We start from the raw sequence: 20073 nt of genomic DNA, 5'->3' as shown, positions 1-20073 counted from the left end.
TAAAATACAGGCAAGTTAATTTAGGCGAACGTAAACGACTTCTTCCTAATGTTCTTGACGGCGGATCGCAACTCCTGAGCCGCCTGTTGCGTCGGTTTGGGAGAGAGAGATGACTGGTGCAATCAAATTCCTGCCCGCCAAGACGTTTGTTGCCGTTGCGTTTGCCGTTTTCGGTTTTTTGGGTCTGATCGTCTGGGGAGAGTATTCCAGTTGGAAATCCCAGGTCGCCCACATCGAGTCGGAGCTGATCCAGACGGCCAAGGCGCTGGTGCAGCATGCCGACGATACGGTCGACATGGCGAAGTTTCCGCTGGCGGCCCTGATCACTCAGATCGAGCAGGAACGCGATGTGCCGGACATGCCGGCGAAGATCACCCAGGTGATGAAGCGCCAGGTCGATACCACACCTTGGCTCGGCGCTCTCTCCGTCGTCGATGCCGATGGCAGAATTGTCGCGACGTCGTCGTCTATCAACACCAGCGGTATCAATTTTGCGGATCGGGAATATTTCGTATTCCACCAATCCTCCGACACGCTGGAACCTGTTTTGGGCAGGCCGTTGAAAAGCAAGTTGTCCGGCCAGTGGATATTGCCCGTCACGCAAAGGATCAGCAATCCGGACGGGAGTTTCGGTGGGGTTGCGCTCGCGGCCTTCATCCTGACCGAGCTGACCAATTTCTTTCAGGGTTTCAGCCTCGGCGGCGAGGGCTCGTTCCTGTTGGCCCGCCGCGACGGCGTCGTACTGGCGCGCGCGCCATTTCTTCAGACGCTGCTGGGATCGAGCATCTCCTCCTACGATCTCTTCACGACCCACCTTCGCCAACGACATTCCGGCTCCTATCACTACATCTCGCCGATAGACGACACGCTGCGCATCGGCGGCTTTTATCAGAGCGAGCACAGCGGCATGGTCGGGCTTGCCGCCGCGTCCCAGTCCGAAGCGCTGGCGACGTGGATGAAGGGCGCGCGGATACGCTGGCTGTCCTGCTTTATCCTGGTGACGATCACCGGTTTCCTGGTTTGGCGTTGGCGACGCCAGATCATGTTGCGGCGGGCGAGCGAAGCGCTTCTGGTGGCGCGCGAAGCCGAATTCCGGTTGCTTGCGGAAGGCTCCGGCGACCTGATCCAGCGTTTCAACGGCCACGGGATCAGGGAGTATCTGTCGCCATCCGTCAGGGAGATATTCGGCGTCGATGCCGAGGCGATGCTCGGCACCCATATCCTCGAGAATCTGCATGAGGACGATCACGAGGTCGTCACCCAGGTCATGGATCGTCTGCGGGAAGGTTCGACCAGGGAAAACATGGTCGTCCGTCGCAAACGGGCCGACGGCAAGCAGATATGGCTCGAAACCACGCTGAACAGGCTGCCGGGAGGGACTGGCGGCACCGATATCCGCATCGTTGCCGTCGCACGCGATGTCACGCGTCAGAAGAGCATCCAGGAGGAGCTGGACGCGCTCGCCAATACCGATGAGCTCACTCAGCTTGCCAATCGCCGCTCCTTCAACATCCATTTCGAGGAAATGGTACTGCAGGCCGCACAGAAGCTCACGCCGCTTTCCATTCTGATGATCGACGCCGACCGCTTCAAGTTCTTCAACGATACCTATGGCCACGCCTCCGGTGACGATTGTCTGCGTGCGCTCGCGGATGTGGTGCGCGGCTCGATCCGCCGGTCGAGGGATCTCGCCGCCCGTTATGGAGGCGAGGAAATCGCCGTCCTCCTGCCTGATACGGATGGCGCAGGCGCGTTGAAGGCGGCGGAAAATATCCGCCAGCGCGTCGCTGGCCTTCGATTGCCGCATGAGAAGAATCTTCCCTGGGGATATGTGACGATCAGCATCGGCACGGCGACCTTCCGCCCTGCAGGGGGCGACAGCCTGACGACCGCGGAGCTGTTCGAGCGCGCCGATCATGCGCTCTACCGGGCGAAGAACAGCGGCCGCAATCGGGTCGCGGCTGCCGGAGACGAGGTGGTGGTGACAATCGACCGGTCGGGCATCAAGTCCGTCTGAGCCGCCCGCCACGGTCACGGGCTCGTTACCTCCTTGATAAATGCCAGATTTCGCGCTTGACGCCGGCCCGCAGGGGGATACTAAGAAATATCCCGCACGACGGCCGTTTGACCGCCGAACATCCATCCCTATCGTGTTCGCCGCGTGGCGTTCCCAGGTGAATCCATGACCCATCCAAGCTCCAACCGGGCGCTCGTCATTGCGGCCGTCATGGCAAGCATGGCGATGATCGCAATCGAGGCGACCATCGTTTCGACGGCCATGCCGCAGATCGCTGCCCAACTCGGTCAGTTGAATCTCTATAGCTGGGTGTTCTCGTCCTTCCTTCTCGCCCAGACGGCGACGACCGTGGTGTTCGGCAAGCTCTCCGATATCTACGGCCGCAAGCCGATCATCCTGATTGGCACGGCAATCTTCCTGATCGCCTCCATTCTTGCGGGCTTTGCCTGGTCGATGCCGTCGATGATCGCCTTCCGGCTCCTGCAGGGCATCGGTGCCGGCGCGATCCAGCCGGTCATCATGACGGTGGTCGGCGATCTGTATCCGGGGGCGGAGCGCGGCAAGGTGCAGGGATATCTCGCCAGCGTCTGGGCGCTTTCCGCGGTCGTCGGCCCACTGCTCGGCAGCATCATCGTCCACAACCTCCCCTGGGCCTGGGTGTTCTGGATCAATGTTCCGATCGGCATCATGTCGGCGGTGGCCTTCATCCTTTTCCTTCACGAAGAAAAACAGACCCGCACGGCATCGATAGACTTTCTTGGAGCGGGGCTCTTTGCCGTGGCCATTTCCGCCCTGATGATCGCACTCACCGAAACCGAGGGCGCCACCGCCTACATGTTCGTTTCGCTGGCGATCTTCCTTGTCAGTTTCGTGCTGTTCATCTGGCAGGAGCGGCGCGCCGAGGCCCCGATGGTTTCCCTCCAGCTCTGGCTAAAGCGGCCGATCGCATTCGCCAATACGGCGGTCTTTCTCGCCAGCATGGCGATCATGGGCCTGACGACCTTCCTGCCCATGTATGTGCAGACGGTGCTCAACCGCTCGCCGCTGGTCGCTGGTTTCACGCTGACCATGCTGCTAGTCGGCTGGCCGAGTGGCGGGACCTTCGCCTCGCGAATGTTCCCGCGCTTCGGACTGCGGCCGTTGATGATCGCCGGAAGCATCTTCGTGCCGGTCGGGGCACTTTTCCTGGTCCTGCTGACGCCGGAAAGCTCGCCTATCCAGGCCGGCGCCGGCTCGCTCCTGATGGGTTTCGGTATGGGCCTGCTCAATATCTCAGGTCTTGTGATCATCCAGGAGAATGTCGGCTGGTCCGAACGCGGCAGCGCGACCGCCTCCAACGTCTTTTCGCGCAATCTCGGAAGCACGCTCGGTGCAGCGCTTCTCGGTGCCGTGCTGAGCTACGGCCTTGCCAACTCCGTCTCGGGACCGATTACCTCCGATGAATTGCGCGATCTGTTGCAGGGGGTCGGCGGCGGGCTTGCAGCCGACTCGCCCATCCGGTTTGCGCTTCAGCATGCACTGCACATGACCTTCATCGCGATGTTCCTGATCACCGCCCTGATCGTCGTCGCCTGCCTCTGCGTGCCGGGCGTCGCACGGCGCACCGAGGCCGTGCAGGAAAGCTGAGGTTGCGCAGGCGAGGGCAGAGCTTTCGCCTGTCGGCGCCCATTGGGCGGCCGGGATGCCCGGCCCGGATCATTGAGTTGACCAGGCCCCATATCCTGCCGGCTTACCAGCCGATGTGGGCCGGCGTTCGAAGTCTCAGTTACCAATGCCTGCCTGTGCGACTAGGACCGGTTTGTCGCGGTAGTCGTCCGGGAAGATCTGCCGCAGGTTCTCGATCTTCGGCAGGTCGTTGTAGACGATATAGGGATAGGTCGGGTTCTGGGTCAGGAAGTCCTGATGGTAGGCTTCTGCCGGATAGAAGGCCTTGCCCGGCTCGATGGTGGTGGCAATCGCTGCACGGAAGACCTTGGCCTTGTTGAGCTGGTCGATATAGGCCTTGGCGACGCGCGCCTGATCCTCGCTGGTCGGGAAGATCGTCGAGCGATATTGCGTGCCGGTATCCGGTCCCTGGCGGTTGAGCTGGGTCGGGTCATGGGCGACCGAGAAATAGATCTGTAGCAGGTGTCCGTAGGTCACCTTCTTCGGATCGAAGGTCACACGAACCGCTTCCGCATGGCCCGTTTTGCCGTAGCCGACCGCCTCGTAGACGGCAGTTTCCTTGGCGCCGCCGGCATAACCGGAAACCGCATTCTTGACCCCCTCGACATGCTGGAACACACCCTGGACGCCCCAGAAACAGCCGCCGGCGAAGATGGCGGTTTCTGTCGCAGCCGTGCTCGCCGCCTGATCGACTGCGGGGGCGGGGATGGCAATTCCCTCCTCGGCCGTGGCGCTGGTGGCCGCGCCGAACGTCAGGCCGGCCAGGACCAGCGCCGCACCGGCAAACGCGGAGAGGCTATAGGATATCTTTGTCTTGTTTTTCATGGCGGTCTCCTCAGGCGAAGTGGATGAAGGGGCGTGAAGGATAGGGTGGCGGATCAGGCCGATACCGGACGGAATTTCATGACCGCGCCGTTCATGCAGTAGCGCAGGCCGGTGGGCTTCGGTCCGTCGTCGAAGACATGGCCGAGATGGCCGCCGCAGCGTGCGCAATTGACGGCGACACGGACCATGCCGAGTGTCGTGTCGCGCACCGTGCCGACGGCATTGGTGAGCGGTGCCCAGAAGCTCGGCCAGCCGGTACCGCTCTCGAATTTCGTCTCCGAGGAGAAGAGTGCCTGGTCGCATCCGACACAGGAGAACGTGCCTTTGCGGTGCTCGTTGAGAAGCGCGCTGCTGCCGGGATATTCGGTGCCTTCCTCGCGCAGGATATTGTACTGCTCCGGCGTCAAAAGCTTGCGCCACTCGTCCGCCGTATGCGTCACAGGGAAACTGCCGGCCGCGGCGAGCGTCGACCGGATGCTCATTACGAGAGGCACTGCGGCAAGCGTTAGCGCGCTGCCGGCCAGGAATATACGTCTGTTCATCATGGTGGAGCCTCCCGGTCCATAATCTGCTTTCCTGCATGATTACGGAAGAGGCGGGCGATTGGTTACACACATAGCCGCGAAACACCGAAACGTGATCTCGCCTCGACGCCCGTTTGCCCACCGCGGTGAAGGCCCTGTGCCAGAAGCCGGGGCCTTCATGGATGCGACGTCAGCGTGTCGGCCATTTCCAGTCGCGGATTTCAGGCATGTCCTCGCCATGTTCGCGGACATAGCTTGTATGTTCGCCAAGCTTGCCCTTGAGCATGTCGACCACGCCGGCCGCCTTTTCCTTGAGGCCCGGCACGCGCTCGATCGCCTCGATGGCAAGGTGGAAACGGTCGAGTTCGTTCAGCACCGTCATGTCGAAGGGCGTCGTCGTCGTGCCCTCCTCGATGAAGCCGCGCACATGGATGTTCCGGTGGTTGGTGCGTTTATAGGTCAGCCGGTGGATGAGGTATGGATAGCCGTGATAGGCAAAGATCACCGGCCGGTCGGTGGTGAACAACCTGTCGAACTGTTCGTCCGGCAGGCCATGCGGATGCTGGTCCTGAGACTGCAGAGCGAGCAGATCCACGACGTTGACGACGCGGATCCTGAGTTCCGGGATCGCCTCGCGCAGCAGGGAGACCGCCGCCAGCGTTTCCAGGGTTGGCACGTCGCCGGCGCAGGCCATCACGACGTCGGGCTCGACTGCACCGCCCTCGTTGCTCGCCCAGTCCCAGATGCCGATCCCGGCCTCGCAATGCCGGATCGCCTCGTCGATCGTCAGCCATTGCGGTTCCGGCTGCTTGCCGGCGACGATGACGTTGACGCGGTCCCAGGTCTTCAGGCAGTGGTCGCCGATCCAGAGCAGCGTATTGGCATCCGGCGGCAGATAGATGCGCACGATATCCGCCTTCTTGTTGGCGACGAGATCGACGAAGCCGGGGTCCTGATGGGAGAAACCGTTGTGGTCCTGCCGCCAGACATGCGAGGTGAGCAGGTAGTTGAGCGAGGAAACGGGCTTCCGCCACGGCAGCTCGCGCGACACTTTCAGCCACTTGGCATGCTGGTTGAACATCGAATCGACGATGTGGATGAAGGCCTCGTAGCACGAGAAGAAACCGTGCCGGCCGGTCAGCAGGTAGCCTTCCAGCCAGCCCTGGCAGAGATGCTCGGAAAGCACCTCCATCACCCGGCCATCGCGCAAAAGATGGACGTCATAAGGCTCGATCCGCTCCATCCAAACGCGGTCGGTGACCTCGAAGACATTGCCGAGCCGGTTGGATTCCGTTTCGTCCGGACCGAAGATCCGGAAGTTGGAATTGGCGTCGTTGAGTTTCAGCACGTCGCGCAGATATTTACCGAGTATCTCCGTCGTCTGGACCATGTCGGCACCCCGCGCCCCGACGGGTACCGCGTAATCCCGGATGCTGGGCACGATGAGTTCCTTGCGCAACAAGCCGCCATTGGCATGCGGGTTGGCACCCATGCGGCGCTCGCCACCTGGAGAAAGCGCCCGCAGCTCCTCCTTCAGCCGGCCATTGCCGTCGAAGAGATCGTCCGGATTGTAGCTCCGCATCCAGTCCTCGAGGATCCTGCGGTGGCCGTCGTTCTCGCGGCAGCCGGAGACCGGCACCTGGTGGGCGCGCCAGAAGTCTTCGACCTTCTTGCCATCGACTTCCTTTGGTCCGGTCCAGCCTTTCGGACTGCGCAGCACGATCATCGGCCAGCGCGGGCAGCCTTCGGGCGCCTTGCCCTCGCGAGCTTGGCCCTGGATCGCCCGGATACGATCGAAAACCTTCTCAAAGGTCGCGGCCATCTGCCGGTGCATATCAGCCGGCTCATGGCCTTCCACGAAGAACGGCTCATAACCGTAACCGCGGAAAAGATGGTCGATATCCTCATCCGGCATGCGGCCGAGGACAGTCGGGCCGGCGATCTTGTAGCCATTGAGATGCAGGATCGGCAGCACGGCACCGTCGCGGGCGGGGTTCAGGAACTTGTTCGAGTGCCAGCTTGCGGCGAGCGGTCCGGTCTCGGCCTCACCATCGCCGACGACGCAGGCGACGACGAGGTCGGGGTTGTCGAAGGCCGCTCCGTAGGCATGCACCAGCGCATAGCCGAGTTCGCCGCCTTCGTGGACGGAGCCGGGTGTTTCCGGCGCCGCGTGGCTGGGAATGCCGCCCGGGAACGAAAACTGCCGGAACAATTTCCGCATGCCGGCCGCGTCTTCGCTGATCTCCGGATAGATCTCGCTATAGGTGCCTTCGAGATAGGTGCTGGCAACCATTCCCGGCCCGCCATGGCCGGGACCGCAGACATAGATCATGCTGAGATCGCGGTTGCGGATGATCCGGTTGAGATGCGCGTAGATGAAGTTGAGGCCGGGCGTCGTGCCCCAGTGGCCGAGCAGCCGTGGCTTGATATGCTCCGGCTTCAGCGGCTCCTTGAGGAGTGGATTGTCGAGCAGATAGATCTGCCCCACCGAAAGATAGTTCGCCGCCCGCCAGTAGCGGTCGATGAGGGTCAGTTCCTCCGAGCCGATCTCGGGCATAACGGGCGTGGCTGTGTTTGACTGCATCTTCTTGCTCCTTCGGGAGGGCGAGTTGATCGGAAAAATCTGTCGTGAGCTGAGAGTGTGTCCCCAGCGCTGATCACGAAGCGGCGGAGTGATCCTTCGCGTGCAGGACGGAAAGGCATTCCTCCGCAATCATCTGTTCTTCATCCGTGGGGATGACGTGGACGGCAATCCGGCTTGCGGCGGTACTGATCGTGAGCGCGCCCTTTTCGTTGGCGGTCGTATCCAGCTCTACGCCCAGCCATAGAAGTTGTTCCGTGACACTTTTGCGTATCTGCGGTTGGTTCTCTCCGATGCCGGCGGTGAAGACCAAGGCATCGAGCCCGCCGAGCGTTGATGCGAGCCTCCCGACCTCACCGGCGATCCTGAGCGTGAAGAGGTCGATCGCTTCCCGAGCCTGCCTGCCGCCGTCCTCGATGAGTTCGCGGGTATCGCCGCTGAGGCCCGAGACGCCGAGGAGACCGGATTTGTGATAGAGCATGTCCTCGACTTCCTCGACCGATTTTCCGAGCGGCCCCAGGAAATGCAGGAGTACGCCGGGGTCGAGCCACCCCGGCCTCGTCGCCATGGGAATGCCGTCGAGCGTCGAGAAGCCCATGCTGGAATCCCGGCTGATACCGTTTTCAATGGCGCAGAGGCTGGCGCCGCTGCCGAGATGGGCGATGATGACTTTGCCGTTTGCGATGTCCGGCGCCTTGGCTGCCAGTGTACCGGCCACATATCGATAGGAAAGTCCGTGAAAGCCGTACCGTTTGATGCCCTCATCATGATAGGCGCGCGGAATGGCGAGACGCCGCACCAGATCGGACTGGGTCGCATGGAAGGTGGTGTCAAAGGAGCCGGTCTGGAAGAGATGCGGCCGTAGGTGCCTCACGGCCCTGATCATCCGCAGCGCCTGGGGCTGGTGGAGTGGCGCCAGGTCCGTCAGCGACCGGACCTTCGCGATCGTCTCGGTCGTCAGTTCCACGGGGCCGTCAAAGACGTCGCCGCCATGGACGATCCGGTGGCCGGCGCAGGTGACGGCGTTAAGGTCGAAATGCGTGTCGAGTTCCCGGAACACTTCGTCCATCAGTTCGGCGAGATCGTCGCCGGCCTCGCCCTTCAGCGGCAACTCGAACTGCTCCGGGCCTTCCTTCAGATGCAAAGTCAGCGGATAGGTTCCGAAGTCGACGACTGCCTTGCCGATCCGCTCCGGCGTGCCGCCGCCCACCTTGAATATGCCGATCTTCACGGTCGAAGAACCGGCATTGAACGTCAGGAGAAGGTTGTCCGTCATAGAGGCATCCTTGCTTCAAGTCGTTTTGCAGCCGTCAGCCGGGCGAGGGCGGCGGATGCCGTTCGAACTTTGTCCGGGTCCGAGCGGCTTGTCAGTATGATAGGGACGCGGGCGCCAAGAACCAGCCCGGCGGCATCCGCACCTGCGAAATAAATAAGTTGCTTGGCCAGCATGTTGCCGGCTTCGAGATCGGGAACCAGCAGGATATCCGCCTGGCCGGCGACCGGGGAGGCAATGCATTTCGCCTGCGCGGCCTCGATGCTGATCGCATTGTCGAAGGCGAGCGGACCGTCGACGATCGCCCCTTCGATCTGCCCGCGGGCCGCCATGACGGTCAAGGCTGCTGCGTCCAGCGTCGAGGGCATCTTGCTGTTGACGGTCTCGACGGCGGCAAGCACCGCGACGAGCGGTCTTTCGACGCCGAGAAGATGCATCAGGTCGACTGCGTTCTGGCAGATATCGCGTTTCTGGTCGAGGTCCGGCTGGATGTTGATCGCGGCATCGGTGACGATCAGCAGCTTGTCATAGGCCGGGATGTCCATGACGTAGGCGTGGCTCATGCGCCGCGCGGTCTTCAGTCTCGACGCCGGCGCAATCACGGCCGAAAGCAGTTCATCGCTGTGCAGGCTACCTTTCATCAGGGCGGTGACCCTTCCGGCGGAGGCAAGTTCGACGCTGCGATCTGCCGCCGCATGGCTGTGTTCGACGGGCTCGATGTCGATGCCGGCGAGCGACAACTCGGCGGCGTCCGCGATCGCCCTGATCCTGTGCTCCGGGCCGACCAGGACCGGATCGAGAAGGCCCTGTTCCCTGAGTTCGACAGCGGAACGCAGGGTTTCCGTCGAGCAGGGATGGACCACTGCCGTTCGCATCGGCGGCAGCGAAATCGCCTCGCGGATGATGGCCTCGTAACGGCCGTGATGTCTGAGCGTCATCTCCACAGAACGCCTTTCCTAGTGGTGCAGGGTTGGTATCGCTTTTGGACTGCGGCCACCGGCGGTGCCTTGACGCAGCGCAACGCCCCGCGAGCCGTCACCAAAGATTGGTCTTTGGGAGACAGGCTGGTGGAACGTGCATGGAGACACGATGTCGTGGAAATCTTGGCCGGGCACCGCGTAAGGTGCAACCGGCGTCGTGCTCGCCCGTTGACCGATATCAAGGCCCGTGAGACCGTTGAATGGCCTCCTGTCGAAGAGGCTGCAGCGCAGGGAGAAGGGGTATGGCGGTTGAGGATCAAGGCGACACGATTGCCTTTCTGGCCAACCCGGCATCCTATGGGCTTGCTGGCCCCGTCGAACGGGTGGAGACGCATATCTCCTTGATCTTCCTGGTCGGCGACAAGGTCTACAAGCTCAAGAAGGCGCTGAAACTTCCCTATGTCGATTTTTCGACGGCCGCGATCCGCGAGGATGCCTGCCGCAAGGAAGTCGCGCTGAACAGCGAGACCGCGCCCGGCCTCTATATCGGCGTGCGGCGGATCACCCGGTCCGACGCAGGCCCCCTGGAGTTCGATGGGGACGGCCCGCTTGTCGATGCCGTCGTCGAGATGAGCCGCTTCGAGCAGAGCCAGCTCTTCGACCGCATGGCGGTTGCCGGCAGTCTGACGCCGGAGCTAGCGACACAGACGGCCCGGATGATCGCATTCTATCATCGCCGGGCGCCGGTGGTCTCCAAGGGCGGCGGGGTGGCCAATATCGAGGCCGTGCTCGATATCAACGATGCCGGGTTTGCGACCAGCCATGTGTTCGGCGCGGCGGAGGTGGCGAAGCTGAGCGAGACCTTACGGTCGCGGCTCATGCGGCATGGCGAACTTCTCGACCGGCGAGCGCTGGCGGGCAGGGTCCGCCGCTGCCACGGCGATCTTCACCTGCGCAATATCTGCCTGCTGGGCGGCAAACCGTGCCTGTTCGACTGTATCGAGTTCAATCTCGGGATCGCTACCGTCGATGTCCTCTACGACCTCGCCTTTCTGCTGATGGATCTCTGGCACCGCGGTTTCCCCGACCTCGCCAATCTGGTGATGAACCGTTATCTCGATGGGATCGACGACGAGGACGGGTTCTGCCTTCTGCCGTTTTTCATGGCGATCAGGGCGGAGGTCCGCGCGCATGTGACGGCGACGCAGGCTGAAGAGCCCGGCCAGGATGCCGCCAGCCTGGCGCAGGAGGCGAAGTCCTATTTCGATCTCGCCCATGCTCTCCTGAAGGAAACGCCACCACGTCTGATCGCGATCGGCGGCCTCAGCGGTTCGGGCAAGACGACGGTCGCGGATCGTCTGGCTGCGAAGGTGGGCGCGCCGCCGGGAGCCAGGATCGTCGAAAGCGACCGAATTCGCAAAGCCCTGCATGGCGTTTCCGCCGAGACGAGGCTTCCCGTCTCCGCCTATCAGCCCGATGTGTCGAGAAGGGTCTATCATGAGATGGCGAGGCACGCGGAGCTGATCCTTGCCGAGGGCGGATCCGTCGTCGCCGATGCGGTCTTTGACGATCCGGCCAATCGGCGCCTCATGGAGGCTGCTGTCACAAATACCAGGGCAGTTTTTCAAGGCATTTGGCTCGAGGCCGATCCGGAACTGCTCTGGAAGCGGGTCCGCGAGCGTGCAGGAAGCCCCTCGGATGCGACCACGGACGTGCTGTCCGGCCAATTGGCCCGCAAGCCCACGGATATAACATGGCGGCATCTCGATGCATCAAAAGAGCCCGATGCGGTCGCCGCCGCCATCCTGCAGGACTGATCCAGTGTCGGGCGGCAGCCGCCCGACACTGGGCGATGATCAGGATGCGGACGAGAAATCCAGCACCATGCGCCCGTCGATCTTACCGTCCTTCAGGTGTGCGAAGATGTCATTGATGTCTTCGAGCGGCGCCTTGTGGATTTCCGCCTTGACCTTGCCTTCCGCGGCAAACGCGATCGCTTCGTCAAGATCGCGCCGTGTTCCGACGATCGAGCCGCGAACGGTGATGCGTTTGAGCACGACATCGAAAATCGGCGTCGGGAACTCGCCCGGCGGCAGCCCGACGAGGCTGACCGTGCCCTTGCGGCGGACCATTCGGATCGCCTGGGAGAAAGCTGGCGGGGAAACGGCGGTGACCAGCACGCCATGCGCGCCGCCGGCCGTTGCCTTCAGCGTATCCTCGACTGCGGTGAGCGACCGGGCATCGACGGCGAGATCCGCGCCGAGGCTGCGGGCAAGCTCCAGTTTTTCCGAGCTGACGTCGAGCGCCACCACATGGAAGCCCATTGCCTTGGCATATTGGATCGCCACATGGCCAAGCCCGCCGATGCCGGAGATTGCCACCCATTCGCCGGGCTTCGCCTCTGTTTCCTTGAGCCCCTTGTAGGTGGTCACGCCGGCGCAGAGGATCGGCGAGATCGCCGCGAAGTCGACATTCTGCGGCAGTCGCGCGGCAAAGGCGGCGGAAGCGATAACATATTCGGCAAAGCCGCCGTTGCAGCTATAGCCGGTATTGTGCTGATGCTCGCAAAGCGTCTCCCATCCGGTTTCGCAATATTCGCAAGCGAGGCATGCATCATGCAGCCAGGCGACGCCCACCGCATCGCCTTCCTTCAATCCCGTCACGCCGGGGCCAAGCTCGACGATGATACCGGCAGCCTCGTGTCCGGGAATGAACGGCGGTGTCGGTTTGACGGGCCAGTCGCCATCGGCGGCGTGAAGGTCGGTGTGGCAGACGCCGCAGGCCATGACCTTCACCAGGATTTCACCCGGCCCCGGTACAGGCACCGGGACACACTCGATCGCAAGCGGTTTGCCGAATTGATGCACCACGGCGGCTTTCATCGTTCTGGCCATAACTCGTCTCCTTGTTGTGGAAGCATGAATGCCGCAACGATTATCTTGAACCCCGGCCGCTTCATTGACCCAGCGCAAGCGAAGACCCACGCTTCGACTCTGCGCCCGTTGATGCGCGTCAATGTCCACGGCGCTGACGGTGCTACGAAATGGGGTTCAGGGAGCCGGCCTGTGCGATCTGCACGGGTCTTGTTGGAGCGAGGATATATGGAGATGGATTACGACGTAGGTGTCCTCAACGCGGCGGATGTCTATCGCGCTTTCGCGGTCGTCCGGCTGATCATGTCGGACCTGGATCTGCGGACGTGGAAACGGTTGACCGCTTCGGCCTCATCGCGCCGCGATTGGCTGACCGTGACGGATGCGCAAGGATATATTCGCGGCCTCTGCCACGTATTCGCCCGCGAGCATCCGGTTCACGGGCGCCGGCTGGAAATCCCGATCTTTGCGTCCGTCAGTCTCCACGATGACCAGGGTGTTGCCAGGCGCCTTTTCGAATTCGCCAAGCTACGGGCAAAACTGGACGGATGTGAAAAGGTCCATTTCTGGTCCTTCGCATCGAAGGATTGGGATAACCTTGATACGCTCAGGGACTTGGAGCGTTGGGACGATGGCCTCGTTTATGATCTGGGCACCGATCGCGCCACCATTCATTAGTGGCGTAGCCGCTTAGGACGTCTTGAGCGCGGTAGTTGGGCGATCACGCGGAGCAACAGTCCGACCACGGTCGGGATCCGATTTCCAAACCCGGATCAGCCGAGATCGGCGGCCGTCAGCGTATAGGTGGTGCCCCGATTGGGATGATATGCCTTGATTGCTGCATTCTGGATGCTGGATCGCGCCGCATCGAAAGCCCTGAGGTAATCGTCCTCCGACATGCCCGTCGCCGTGGAGTTGGTGAGTGCCTTGGCCTCCACGAAAAACCGGACCTCGAACATCCCGTCATAACCCAGGAAGCGAACGACCTTGCGCGTTTCGTCGAAACTGCGGCTTCTGTTCGGAAATATCAGGGTCATGACGATTTCAGTTCGAGATGGAACGCGTTTCTCTCGGGAGGCGGCGTTCCGGGTTTCTGATGATGCGTATTGCCAGGTCAGAACAGATCGCGCAGCAGGATGTAGAGAATGAATGCCATGGAAATAGCCGGCACCGCCATGCGGAACAGGTATCCGTAGCCTGCCCGATGTAACTGCGGGCCTGTCTGGGAAGAAGGTTGGATTCGCCTGATGGAAGACATTTTGTCCTCCTCGTTTGGGCCAGGGCTCAAGCCCTTGATCGCAGCGCCCGTTCTGAATCTGCTACCTACCCGCAATATGGGTCGAATACGGACAAATACAAGGGGAGTTCTCTCCGCTCCTCAAGAGCTGAGAGATCTGCCGCAGCCGCATTTCACGTGATCCGGCTGCTTCAGGTCGGGCGGATTTGGCCGCGGATCTGTTACTTGTTCTTCAGAAGCCACATCTTGCCGGCCATGGTGATCCCATGGGCGGATTCTTCCACCGAGACGTCCTCGTTGAGGATACGCAGAAGGCCGTATTCCCGCAGTTCGTTCAACGTCGTCGTTGTCAGGAACTTGATCTTCTGCGGCCGTTCCTTGAACCGGTCGTTCCGCGCATAGGTCACGACCGCATTCAGATGCGTCCACTTCTTGGCTTCCTGCGGAAACAGGTCGCCATCCTTGGCGAGCTTGAGGCCCCTGATCTGGGTCGGCGTCAGTTCGACGGTCAACGCGTGCGCCGCAGCGGTCGGGGCAGCGGTCGTTTTGGTATTCTCGGTCGTGTTCAATGTTTAGTCCTTGATCGGTACGGAGGTAGTTTTGCATTCGGCGCGCGGGCGGTGTTTCAGCCCCGACCGATTGCCTGGTTCAGGAAGTCTTTGCCACCTTGGCGGCATCGCGAAACGACAGGAGCCTTCGGCTCTTTTCGTCCCAGAGCACGAGCTTGACGCATTGGATGCTCTGCCAAAGCGTTATGCGGCCGATGCCGGCCAGTTCGGGATGATCGCGCAGCACCTCGGGCAGCCGGTAATAGGGGATCCTGCTCGACAGGTGATGGACGTGGTGGATGCCGATATTGCCGGTCAGCCAGCGCAGCGCCAGCGGCAGGTCGTAATGGGAAGCGCCGTGAAGAGCGGCCTCCGGAAACTGCCAGTCCTCGGTCTTCGACCAATGGGTTTCCTCGAACTGATGCTGGACGTAGAAGAGCCAGACACCGGCGGCCCCTGCGATCAGCACGATCGGCAGGTGGACCAGCAGAAAGGGCACGACCCCGATCGCCCATATCATCAGGGCCGCCAGAACAGCGATCGCGAGGTTGGTCGCCATCGTCGAAATCCAGGGCAGGGCACCGGAACGCATCATTCCGAACGGCAGGCGTTGTTTGAAGAGGAAAAGCCAGGCGGGTCCGATGCCGAACATCACCAGAGGGTGGCGATAAAGCCGATAGGCGAGCCGGCGCGACCAGGGAAGGGCCTGGTATTCGGCGATGGTCAGGGTGGTAATGTCGCCGACGCCGCGTTCGTCGAGGTTGCCGGCCGAGGCGTGGTGGGCGGCATGCGCCCGTCGCCAGTAATCATAAGGCGTCAGGGTCAGTACTCCGAGCATCCGCCCGGTCCAATTGTCGAGGCGCCGGCGTGCGAAAAACGAACCGTGCCCGCAATCGTGCTGGATCATGAACAGCCGTAACAGAAAAGCCCCGGCCGGAAGCACGAGGATCAGCCCGATCGTGTAGCCCAAGAAAACGGAAATATAGGCGCCGGCCCAGAAGGCGGCGAAGGGTAGTACCGTGACGATCAGCTCGAAGGTGCTGCGTCCAAAGCGCGGCTGGCGATATTTGGAAAGAATCTTCAGCCACGCGCCGACATCGTCTTCGGTCTGGGGCGCAGGCGCATAGGCTCTGGCGTTCATGGAAATCGATCCACCTTTTCGGCCCGGTATGCGGCGCGCCCGAAGCGGGATGTGCCTGCACGTTCTCAGGCACATGCCTCAATGTCAGCCCTGACGGGCCTTGCGTGCGGCGTAACGACGATCGCGCTCCGCCTTGCGGGCTGCTTCATCGGCAACGACCCGGGCAACCCGGTCGTTGGTTTCCGCTTGCCGGGCCTCAGCAGCGGCCTTTTCATGGGCTTCAGCAGCGGCGGCCAGTTCGGCAGCTTCCCGCAGCTGGCGCTCGTTTTCGGCGGCCTTCTGCGCTTCGCGCTCAGCGCGGCGGGCTTCTCTTGCGGCGGCTACGGCCTCGCGCTCGGCGCGCCGCTCCTGCATGGCAGGGTCGCTCAACTTCGGTGCGGACGCAAATTTCGCCAAAAGCTCTCGCTTGGCATCCGCGGCTGTTTTGCGGCGCTCGGCAAAGCTGTTGTCGTTTGGATGTCTCAATGTATCTTCCTTGTCAGATCTGGAAATGTCGCAGTTGAAACGAATGTCGCGCTTAACGGGAAGTCATGCGGATGTTCGCGTCAGTCAATAGCCTCAACAGAAAAAGGCCAGACATACGCCTGGCCTTCACATACCTTTGCCACCATGCCAGTACATCCGTGGTCATGGGAGGCTAAAGTTTTAGGCAGCCTGGAGCTGGCCTGCGGACATCTTGCCCGACTTCTTGTCACGCTCGAGTTCAAAGCCGAGCTTCTGGCCTTCAACGATCGAGCTCATGCCGGCGCGTTCGACGGCCGAGATGTGAACGAAAACGTCGGCGCTGCCGTCGTCAGGCTGAATGAAGCCGAAGCCCTTGGTGGCATTGAACCATTTAACTGTGCCAGTGGTCATAACGAACCCTTTCATAGCAACATTGACTACCGCCATGCGACGCAGGGCGGGTGTTTCGACTTTTGAGAGGGGAAGTTCGTCACGAAGCGCTAAGCGCAGCAAAAACAAATATCGGCAAACAAAGTATCGATGACCATTACCTATCCCTTTGCGATTGAACTGTCAACTTTTTGTTTCCGGAATTGCTGAATATTCTATCCTTGGTTGCGGAACTTCGCGGCGAGAGGATATCTGCGGTACCTGTAGCCAGCTCTGGAATCCAGGCGGATCGGGAATTTTTATGATCCTAGCCGGAGACCGGCATTTCTTCGGTTGTCACTTCGAAACACGCCAGGAGTGCCGGGCCGAAGGCGGTCGAAAGAGCCACGTCCGTGGCATCCCGCCCTGTCGCCATCAGGATGCGCCCGATGCGAGGCTTGTTGTGGCGGGCATCGACCGTATTCCAGCGACCGCCAAGATAAACTTGGAACCAGGCGCTGAAATCCATCGGATTGGGATCTTGCGGGACACCGATATCGCCGAGATAGCCGGTGCAGTAGCGCGCGGGGATGTTCATGCAACGGCAAAGCGTGATGGCGAGATGCGCGAAATCGCGGCAGACGCCGGTGCGATCGGTATATCCGCCGAAGGCCGTCCGCAGCGGGTCTGCCTTCTGGTAGTTGAAGGTGATGTGGTTGTGGACGAAGTCGAGGATCGCCTGCACCCGCGGCCAGCCGAGAGGGGTCGAGGAGAATGTCTTCCAGGCGAAGTCCGCCAGACGGTCGGTGTCGCAATAGCGGCTGCCGAGCAGGAAGACCAGCACGTCGTCCGGCAGATCCTTGATGTCATGCTGGAAGGCATTTTGCGGCACGGGGTCGGGCAGACCGTCGTCATAGATCTCGAACTCGGTGGAAATAGTCGTCAGCCCCGGCGGGGCGACGATGCGGCTGCAGGCGTTTCCGAAGCTATCGAGATAACTACGGGCCTCGATTGGCCGGTCGAAACTCAGCACCTGGTCAGTCAATAGATCCGCGCGACGCGTGGGATGTATATTGAGGACCAGCAGCATCGCCGTATCGTGCTGGCATTCATACCCTATGCGAAACCCCGCGCGTATCTTCATGATCGTATCCCTATGGTGAAACTCTTGCCAAAACGGCAGTTCAGCGGCAACGCTCGAATAACCCGGGTGTTCCGGTCATCCGTGGAGTTTCACGCTATGGTCATCGGTCGTCACGTTAACCTGCACGGACATGCTGTCGAAATCGGCTTCATCGCCGTCGTAGCTTCCCGATAGCGGCATTGCCTGCCGTGGGTCGCGAGCGACGCCTACGCGTATCAGGTCGCGGTTCCCGACGATACCGTTGGTGGGATCGAATTCCACCCAGCCGGCGCCGGGAAGATAGATCTGGCACCAGGCATGGGTCGATCCGCCGCCGAGCGTTATCGATCCGTCGCGGTCCGGCACGTAGATGTAGCCGGTGACGAAACGTGCCGCCAAGCCGAGCGATCGCGCCGCCTCCATCATCAGCAGTGCGAAATCACGGCAGGTGCCACGGCGCTGCTGCAGGGTTTCAAGCGGGGGCTGGGTTCCGTGTTCCGAACGCCGTGCGTAGATGAAACCCTCGTGGATCGCAAAACACATCGTCATCAGCAGGTGGCCGGTTTCGGTCGGATGGCCGATCTTGACGAATTGCCGCGCCCATTTGCCGACCCGGTCCTCGGGATCGGGATAGTGGCGCTGGATCGTCCTTTCCAGATCGAAGGTTTCTTCCGGATCGTATGTGAAGGGATAGGTGAGGGCATCCTCGTCGATCTGGAAATCCATCGCCACCTGCGGCGTGTGATCGAGGCGGATATTGGTTTCGAACCGGAGCTCGGACGAGGCTTTCGAGATCTCGACGAGCGCGACGCAATTGCCGAAAACATCGTGGATCCACCGGACATGGTCCGGTTTTGGATAGATGTCGAGTTGGGAACTCAGCAGGGTCTGGTCAAAACTGTCCCGCGGCCGGAACATCAGCCTGTGTTCGCCGAACTCTACCGGCCTCTTATACCGGTAGGAAGTGACATGCCGGACGGAAAATATCGTCATCCAATCACCCCAAAAGCATTAAGGTCGCACGCGCTGGCGCGGGGGGCTTTCATCCAACTCTGCATGGATCATCGCTATAGCAGGCACCATGCGAAGGCGACAGGAAAAACCGGCGGCAACCGGTAAAATGCGAGGAAGCTGAACGCCGGATGAGAACCCGGAACGTCGCTGCCTCACTGGTCTTGGCGCTGCAGTGGATATTCGCCGGCGTCATAGAGTCTCTGTATCTGGGCACTGTCGAAACGAGCTTCCTCGACTTCGAGAATGGAGCCGCGCAACAGGGACGCAGGCATGACCTCGATCGCGAAGCGAAGTGCTTCCGCGACGGTATCGAATCTCTTGTAGCCAAGCCTGCTTGTTCTCTTCCAGTTCTTGCACGGGTAAAGCCCTGCGCTGGCATTATAGTCGAAAGCAGCCATGGTGGTGTCCTTGTGGTCAAAGAGGTGGGGCAGGGGATTGGCCGATACTCCGAAACGAATTGTCCTCGTCGGAGCGCAAACACGTCAGGCCGGTTGCATCTGCGTCGCGCGCTTCTGGAGGCGTTCCTCCTTTTGAGCAATCTTGAGCTCGCGGCTTCTCAACGCCTGTCTGTTGCGGACTTCCTGCAGCTTGGCTGCATTGGAGCCTTCCTCGGCATTGGGTTTTTGAAACAGATTCTGGGCGGCGTGGCGGACTGTGTCTATCATGATGGTAACCTTAAGGGTAGGATTGCGAGGCGCGACAACGGCCCACGCAAGAATTCTCCAGCCGACAGGGCGGAGTTCAACGTTCACAAAATCAAGGGTGTCGCCAAGCAACCGGCATGGCCGGGAGGATCAGGGAGCCGAAAAGGCTGGAAACGTGAATAACATATGGCGATATATTGAGTCACTTTCAAGACGTATTTGGCGAGAGCTGTCCGGAAATGCCGAGCGTCGCTTGCTATGGTGGAAAATGAAGCCCATGGTACCGCGTCGGTCGCAACTGGTAAGGGCGTGACCGCCTGAGGGACCTGACGCGAGCCCTAGCCCCGACAAGAAGGAAGGGCGCGATGTCTTCACGATCCTCGCATCCGACTTTTCTGCTTTATTTCCAGAAAATGCTCGTGAACAGCAGACTCGAAACCGGGCAGAACTTGGAGAGCGGACCCGTACGCGCGGTCTTGCGGGATATCCTGATCCAGGGTCCGCCGCGAACAGGTTCCGATATACGGCTGGACGGCATCCTTGCCGGCCGGGTTGCAAAAAGACGCCCCGTATCCCGCTAATCGGCACCTGTTCTTCCCTTCCCAGCTCAGCGTCGAGTGTCACCGGGGGGTATATTCCAAACCGAGGATACGGTCGGACGGTCATTCGGAGACAAGCCATTGCGCCATCGACCATTGAGGGCACTGGCCCTGACGACCTTCATGCTTCTGCTGACGACGCCCTTGTTCACGCTCGCCGCCTCGGCCCAATCGGCTGGGTCGGTGCCTGCCAATGCCGAGGCAAATCGCTATGGATCGGGCTGGGAATGCAATCAAGGCTTTCGAAAGCAGAACGATGCGTGCCTAGCAGTGAAG

Annotated in this window: 19 protein-coding genes and 1 pseudogene; 4 read left to right on the top strand and 16 right to left on the bottom strand. The window is 61.1% G+C overall.

Features of this window, described 5'->3' with window-relative positions; genetic code table 11:
• The first annotated feature begins 109 nt into the window (after positions 1-109).
• Together PMI07_RS01320 and PMI07_RS01315 are read left to right on the top strand one after the other, a co-directional pair.
• On the top strand, positions 110-2017 hold the full coding sequence (locus PMI07_RS01320; RefSeq protein WP_007754848.1) for a diguanylate cyclase: 1908 nt from the start codon (positions 110-112) through the stop codon (positions 2015-2017).
• A gap of 165 nt (positions 2018-2182) precedes the next feature.
• Positions 2183-3643, top strand: a complete 1461-nt coding sequence (locus PMI07_RS01315; protein WP_007754846.1) for an MDR family MFS transporter — start codon at positions 2183-2185, stop codon at positions 3641-3643.
• A 135-nt stretch (positions 3644-3778) separates the two neighbouring features.
• On the opposite strand, the gene msrA is transcribed toward PMI07_RS01315, so the two are convergent.
• The 5 genes and pseudogenes from msrA to PMI07_RS01290 form a co-directional block, all read right to left on the bottom strand.
• The gene (gene msrA, locus PMI07_RS01310; protein WP_007754843.1) at positions 3779-4507 is read right to left on the bottom strand and encodes a peptide-methionine (S)-S-oxide reductase MsrA; all 729 of its coding nucleotides are present in this window, start codon (positions 4505-4507) and stop codon (positions 3779-3781) included.
• Between the two features lie 53 nt (positions 4508-4560).
• Positions 4561-5052, bottom strand: a complete 492-nt coding sequence (gene msrB, locus PMI07_RS01305; protein ID WP_007754829.1) for a peptide-methionine (R)-S-oxide reductase MsrB — start codon at positions 5050-5052, stop codon at positions 4561-4563.
• Between the two features lie 169 nt (positions 5053-5221).
• Positions 5222-7615, bottom strand: a complete 2394-nt coding sequence (locus PMI07_RS01300) for a phosphoketolase family protein (protein ID WP_007754827.1) — start codon at positions 7613-7615, stop codon at positions 5222-5224.
• 73 nt (positions 7616-7688) lie between these two features.
• Entirely contained in the window at positions 7689-8888 is a 1200-nt protein-coding gene (locus tag PMI07_RS01295) for an acetate/propionate family kinase (RefSeq protein ID WP_007754826.1), read from the bottom strand.
• Positions 8885-9826: pseudogene (locus PMI07_RS01290) on the bottom strand (bifunctional enoyl-CoA hydratase/phosphate acetyltransferase); the annotation flags it as partial. The gene PMI07_RS01295 and the pseudogene PMI07_RS01290, both read right to left, overlap by 4 nt.
• Before the next feature lie 281 nt (positions 9827-10107).
• Between PMI07_RS01290 and PMI07_RS01285 the strand changes: the two are divergent.
• The gene (locus PMI07_RS01285; protein ID WP_007754822.1) at positions 10108-11622 is read left to right on the top strand and encodes a bifunctional aminoglycoside phosphotransferase/ATP-binding protein; all 1515 of its coding nucleotides are present in this window, start codon (positions 10108-10110) and stop codon (positions 11620-11622) included.
• 39 nt (positions 11623-11661) lie between these two features.
• On the opposite strand, the gene adhP is transcribed toward PMI07_RS01285, so the two are convergent.
• Positions 11662-12699 carry an alcohol dehydrogenase AdhP gene (gene adhP, locus PMI07_RS01280; protein WP_007754820.1) on the bottom strand — a complete coding sequence of 346 codons (1038 nt, stop codon included), beginning with the start codon at positions 12697-12699 and terminating at the stop codon, positions 11662-11664.
• Positions 12700-12912: 213 nt separating this feature from the next.
• Here adhP and PMI07_RS01275 point away from each other — a divergent pair, with 213 nt between their 5' ends.
• Positions 12913-13356 (top strand): hypothetical protein, encoded by a 444-nt coding sequence (locus tag PMI07_RS01275; RefSeq protein ID WP_155956358.1) that lies wholly within the window; start codon positions 12913-12915, stop codon positions 13354-13356.
• 95 nt (positions 13357-13451) lie between these two features.
• On the opposite strand, the gene PMI07_RS01270 is transcribed toward PMI07_RS01275, so the two are convergent.
• From PMI07_RS01270 to PMI07_RS35530, 10 genes are all read right to left on the bottom strand, one after another.
• A complete protein-coding gene (locus PMI07_RS01270; RefSeq protein WP_007754814.1) occupies positions 13452-13715 on the bottom strand; it encodes a DUF1488 domain-containing protein in 264 nt (87 codons plus the stop codon).
• Between the two features lie 77 nt (positions 13716-13792).
• Positions 13793-13936 carry a hypothetical protein gene (locus PMI07_RS34695; protein ID WP_007754813.1) on the bottom strand — a complete coding sequence of 48 codons (144 nt, stop codon included), beginning with the start codon at positions 13934-13936 and terminating at the stop codon, positions 13793-13795.
• A gap of 200 nt (positions 13937-14136) precedes the next feature.
• Positions 14137-14427 (bottom strand): hypothetical protein, encoded by a 291-nt coding sequence (locus PMI07_RS01265; protein WP_037085330.1) that lies wholly within the window; start codon positions 14425-14427, stop codon positions 14137-14139.
• Positions 14428-14563: 136 nt separating this feature from the next.
• Positions 14564-15604, bottom strand: coding sequence for a fatty acid desaturase (locus PMI07_RS01260; protein ID WP_007754809.1), 1041 nt, complete (start codon positions 15602-15604; stop codon positions 14564-14566).
• A gap of 84 nt (positions 15605-15688) precedes the next feature.
• On the bottom strand, positions 15689-16069 hold the full coding sequence (locus PMI07_RS01255) for a DUF6481 family protein (protein ID WP_007754807.1): 381 nt from the start codon (positions 16067-16069) through the stop codon (positions 15689-15691).
• 180 nt (positions 16070-16249) lie between these two features.
• Positions 16250-16459, bottom strand: a complete 210-nt coding sequence (locus PMI07_RS01250) for a cold-shock protein (RefSeq protein ID WP_007754805.1) — start codon at positions 16457-16459, stop codon at positions 16250-16252.
• A 286-nt stretch (positions 16460-16745) separates the two neighbouring features.
• Positions 16746-17561: a transglutaminase family protein gene (locus PMI07_RS01245; RefSeq protein WP_007754803.1), complete on the bottom strand. Its 816-nt coding sequence runs from the start codon at positions 17559-17561 to the stop codon at positions 16746-16748.
• A gap of 75 nt (positions 17562-17636) precedes the next feature.
• Positions 17637-18533, bottom strand: a complete 897-nt coding sequence (locus PMI07_RS01240) for a transglutaminase family protein (protein ID WP_007754802.1) — start codon at positions 18531-18533, stop codon at positions 17637-17639.
• A gap of 173 nt (positions 18534-18706) precedes the next feature.
• A complete protein-coding gene (locus PMI07_RS01235) occupies positions 18707-18952 on the bottom strand; it encodes a hypothetical protein (protein WP_007754801.1) in 246 nt (81 codons plus the stop codon).
• A gap of 84 nt (positions 18953-19036) precedes the next feature.
• Complete coding sequence (locus PMI07_RS35530; RefSeq protein ID WP_245277078.1) at positions 19037-19330, bottom strand: hypothetical protein; 294 nt, start codon at positions 19328-19330, stop codon at positions 19037-19039.
• Positions 19331-20073 lie beyond the last annotated feature (743 nt).

The organism is Rhizobium sp. CF080 (assembly GCF_000282095.2).
GTDB lineage: Bacteria > Pseudomonadota > Alphaproteobacteria > Rhizobiales > Rhizobiaceae > Neorhizobium.
This window is presented reverse-complemented; position numbering and strand designations above follow the sequence as displayed.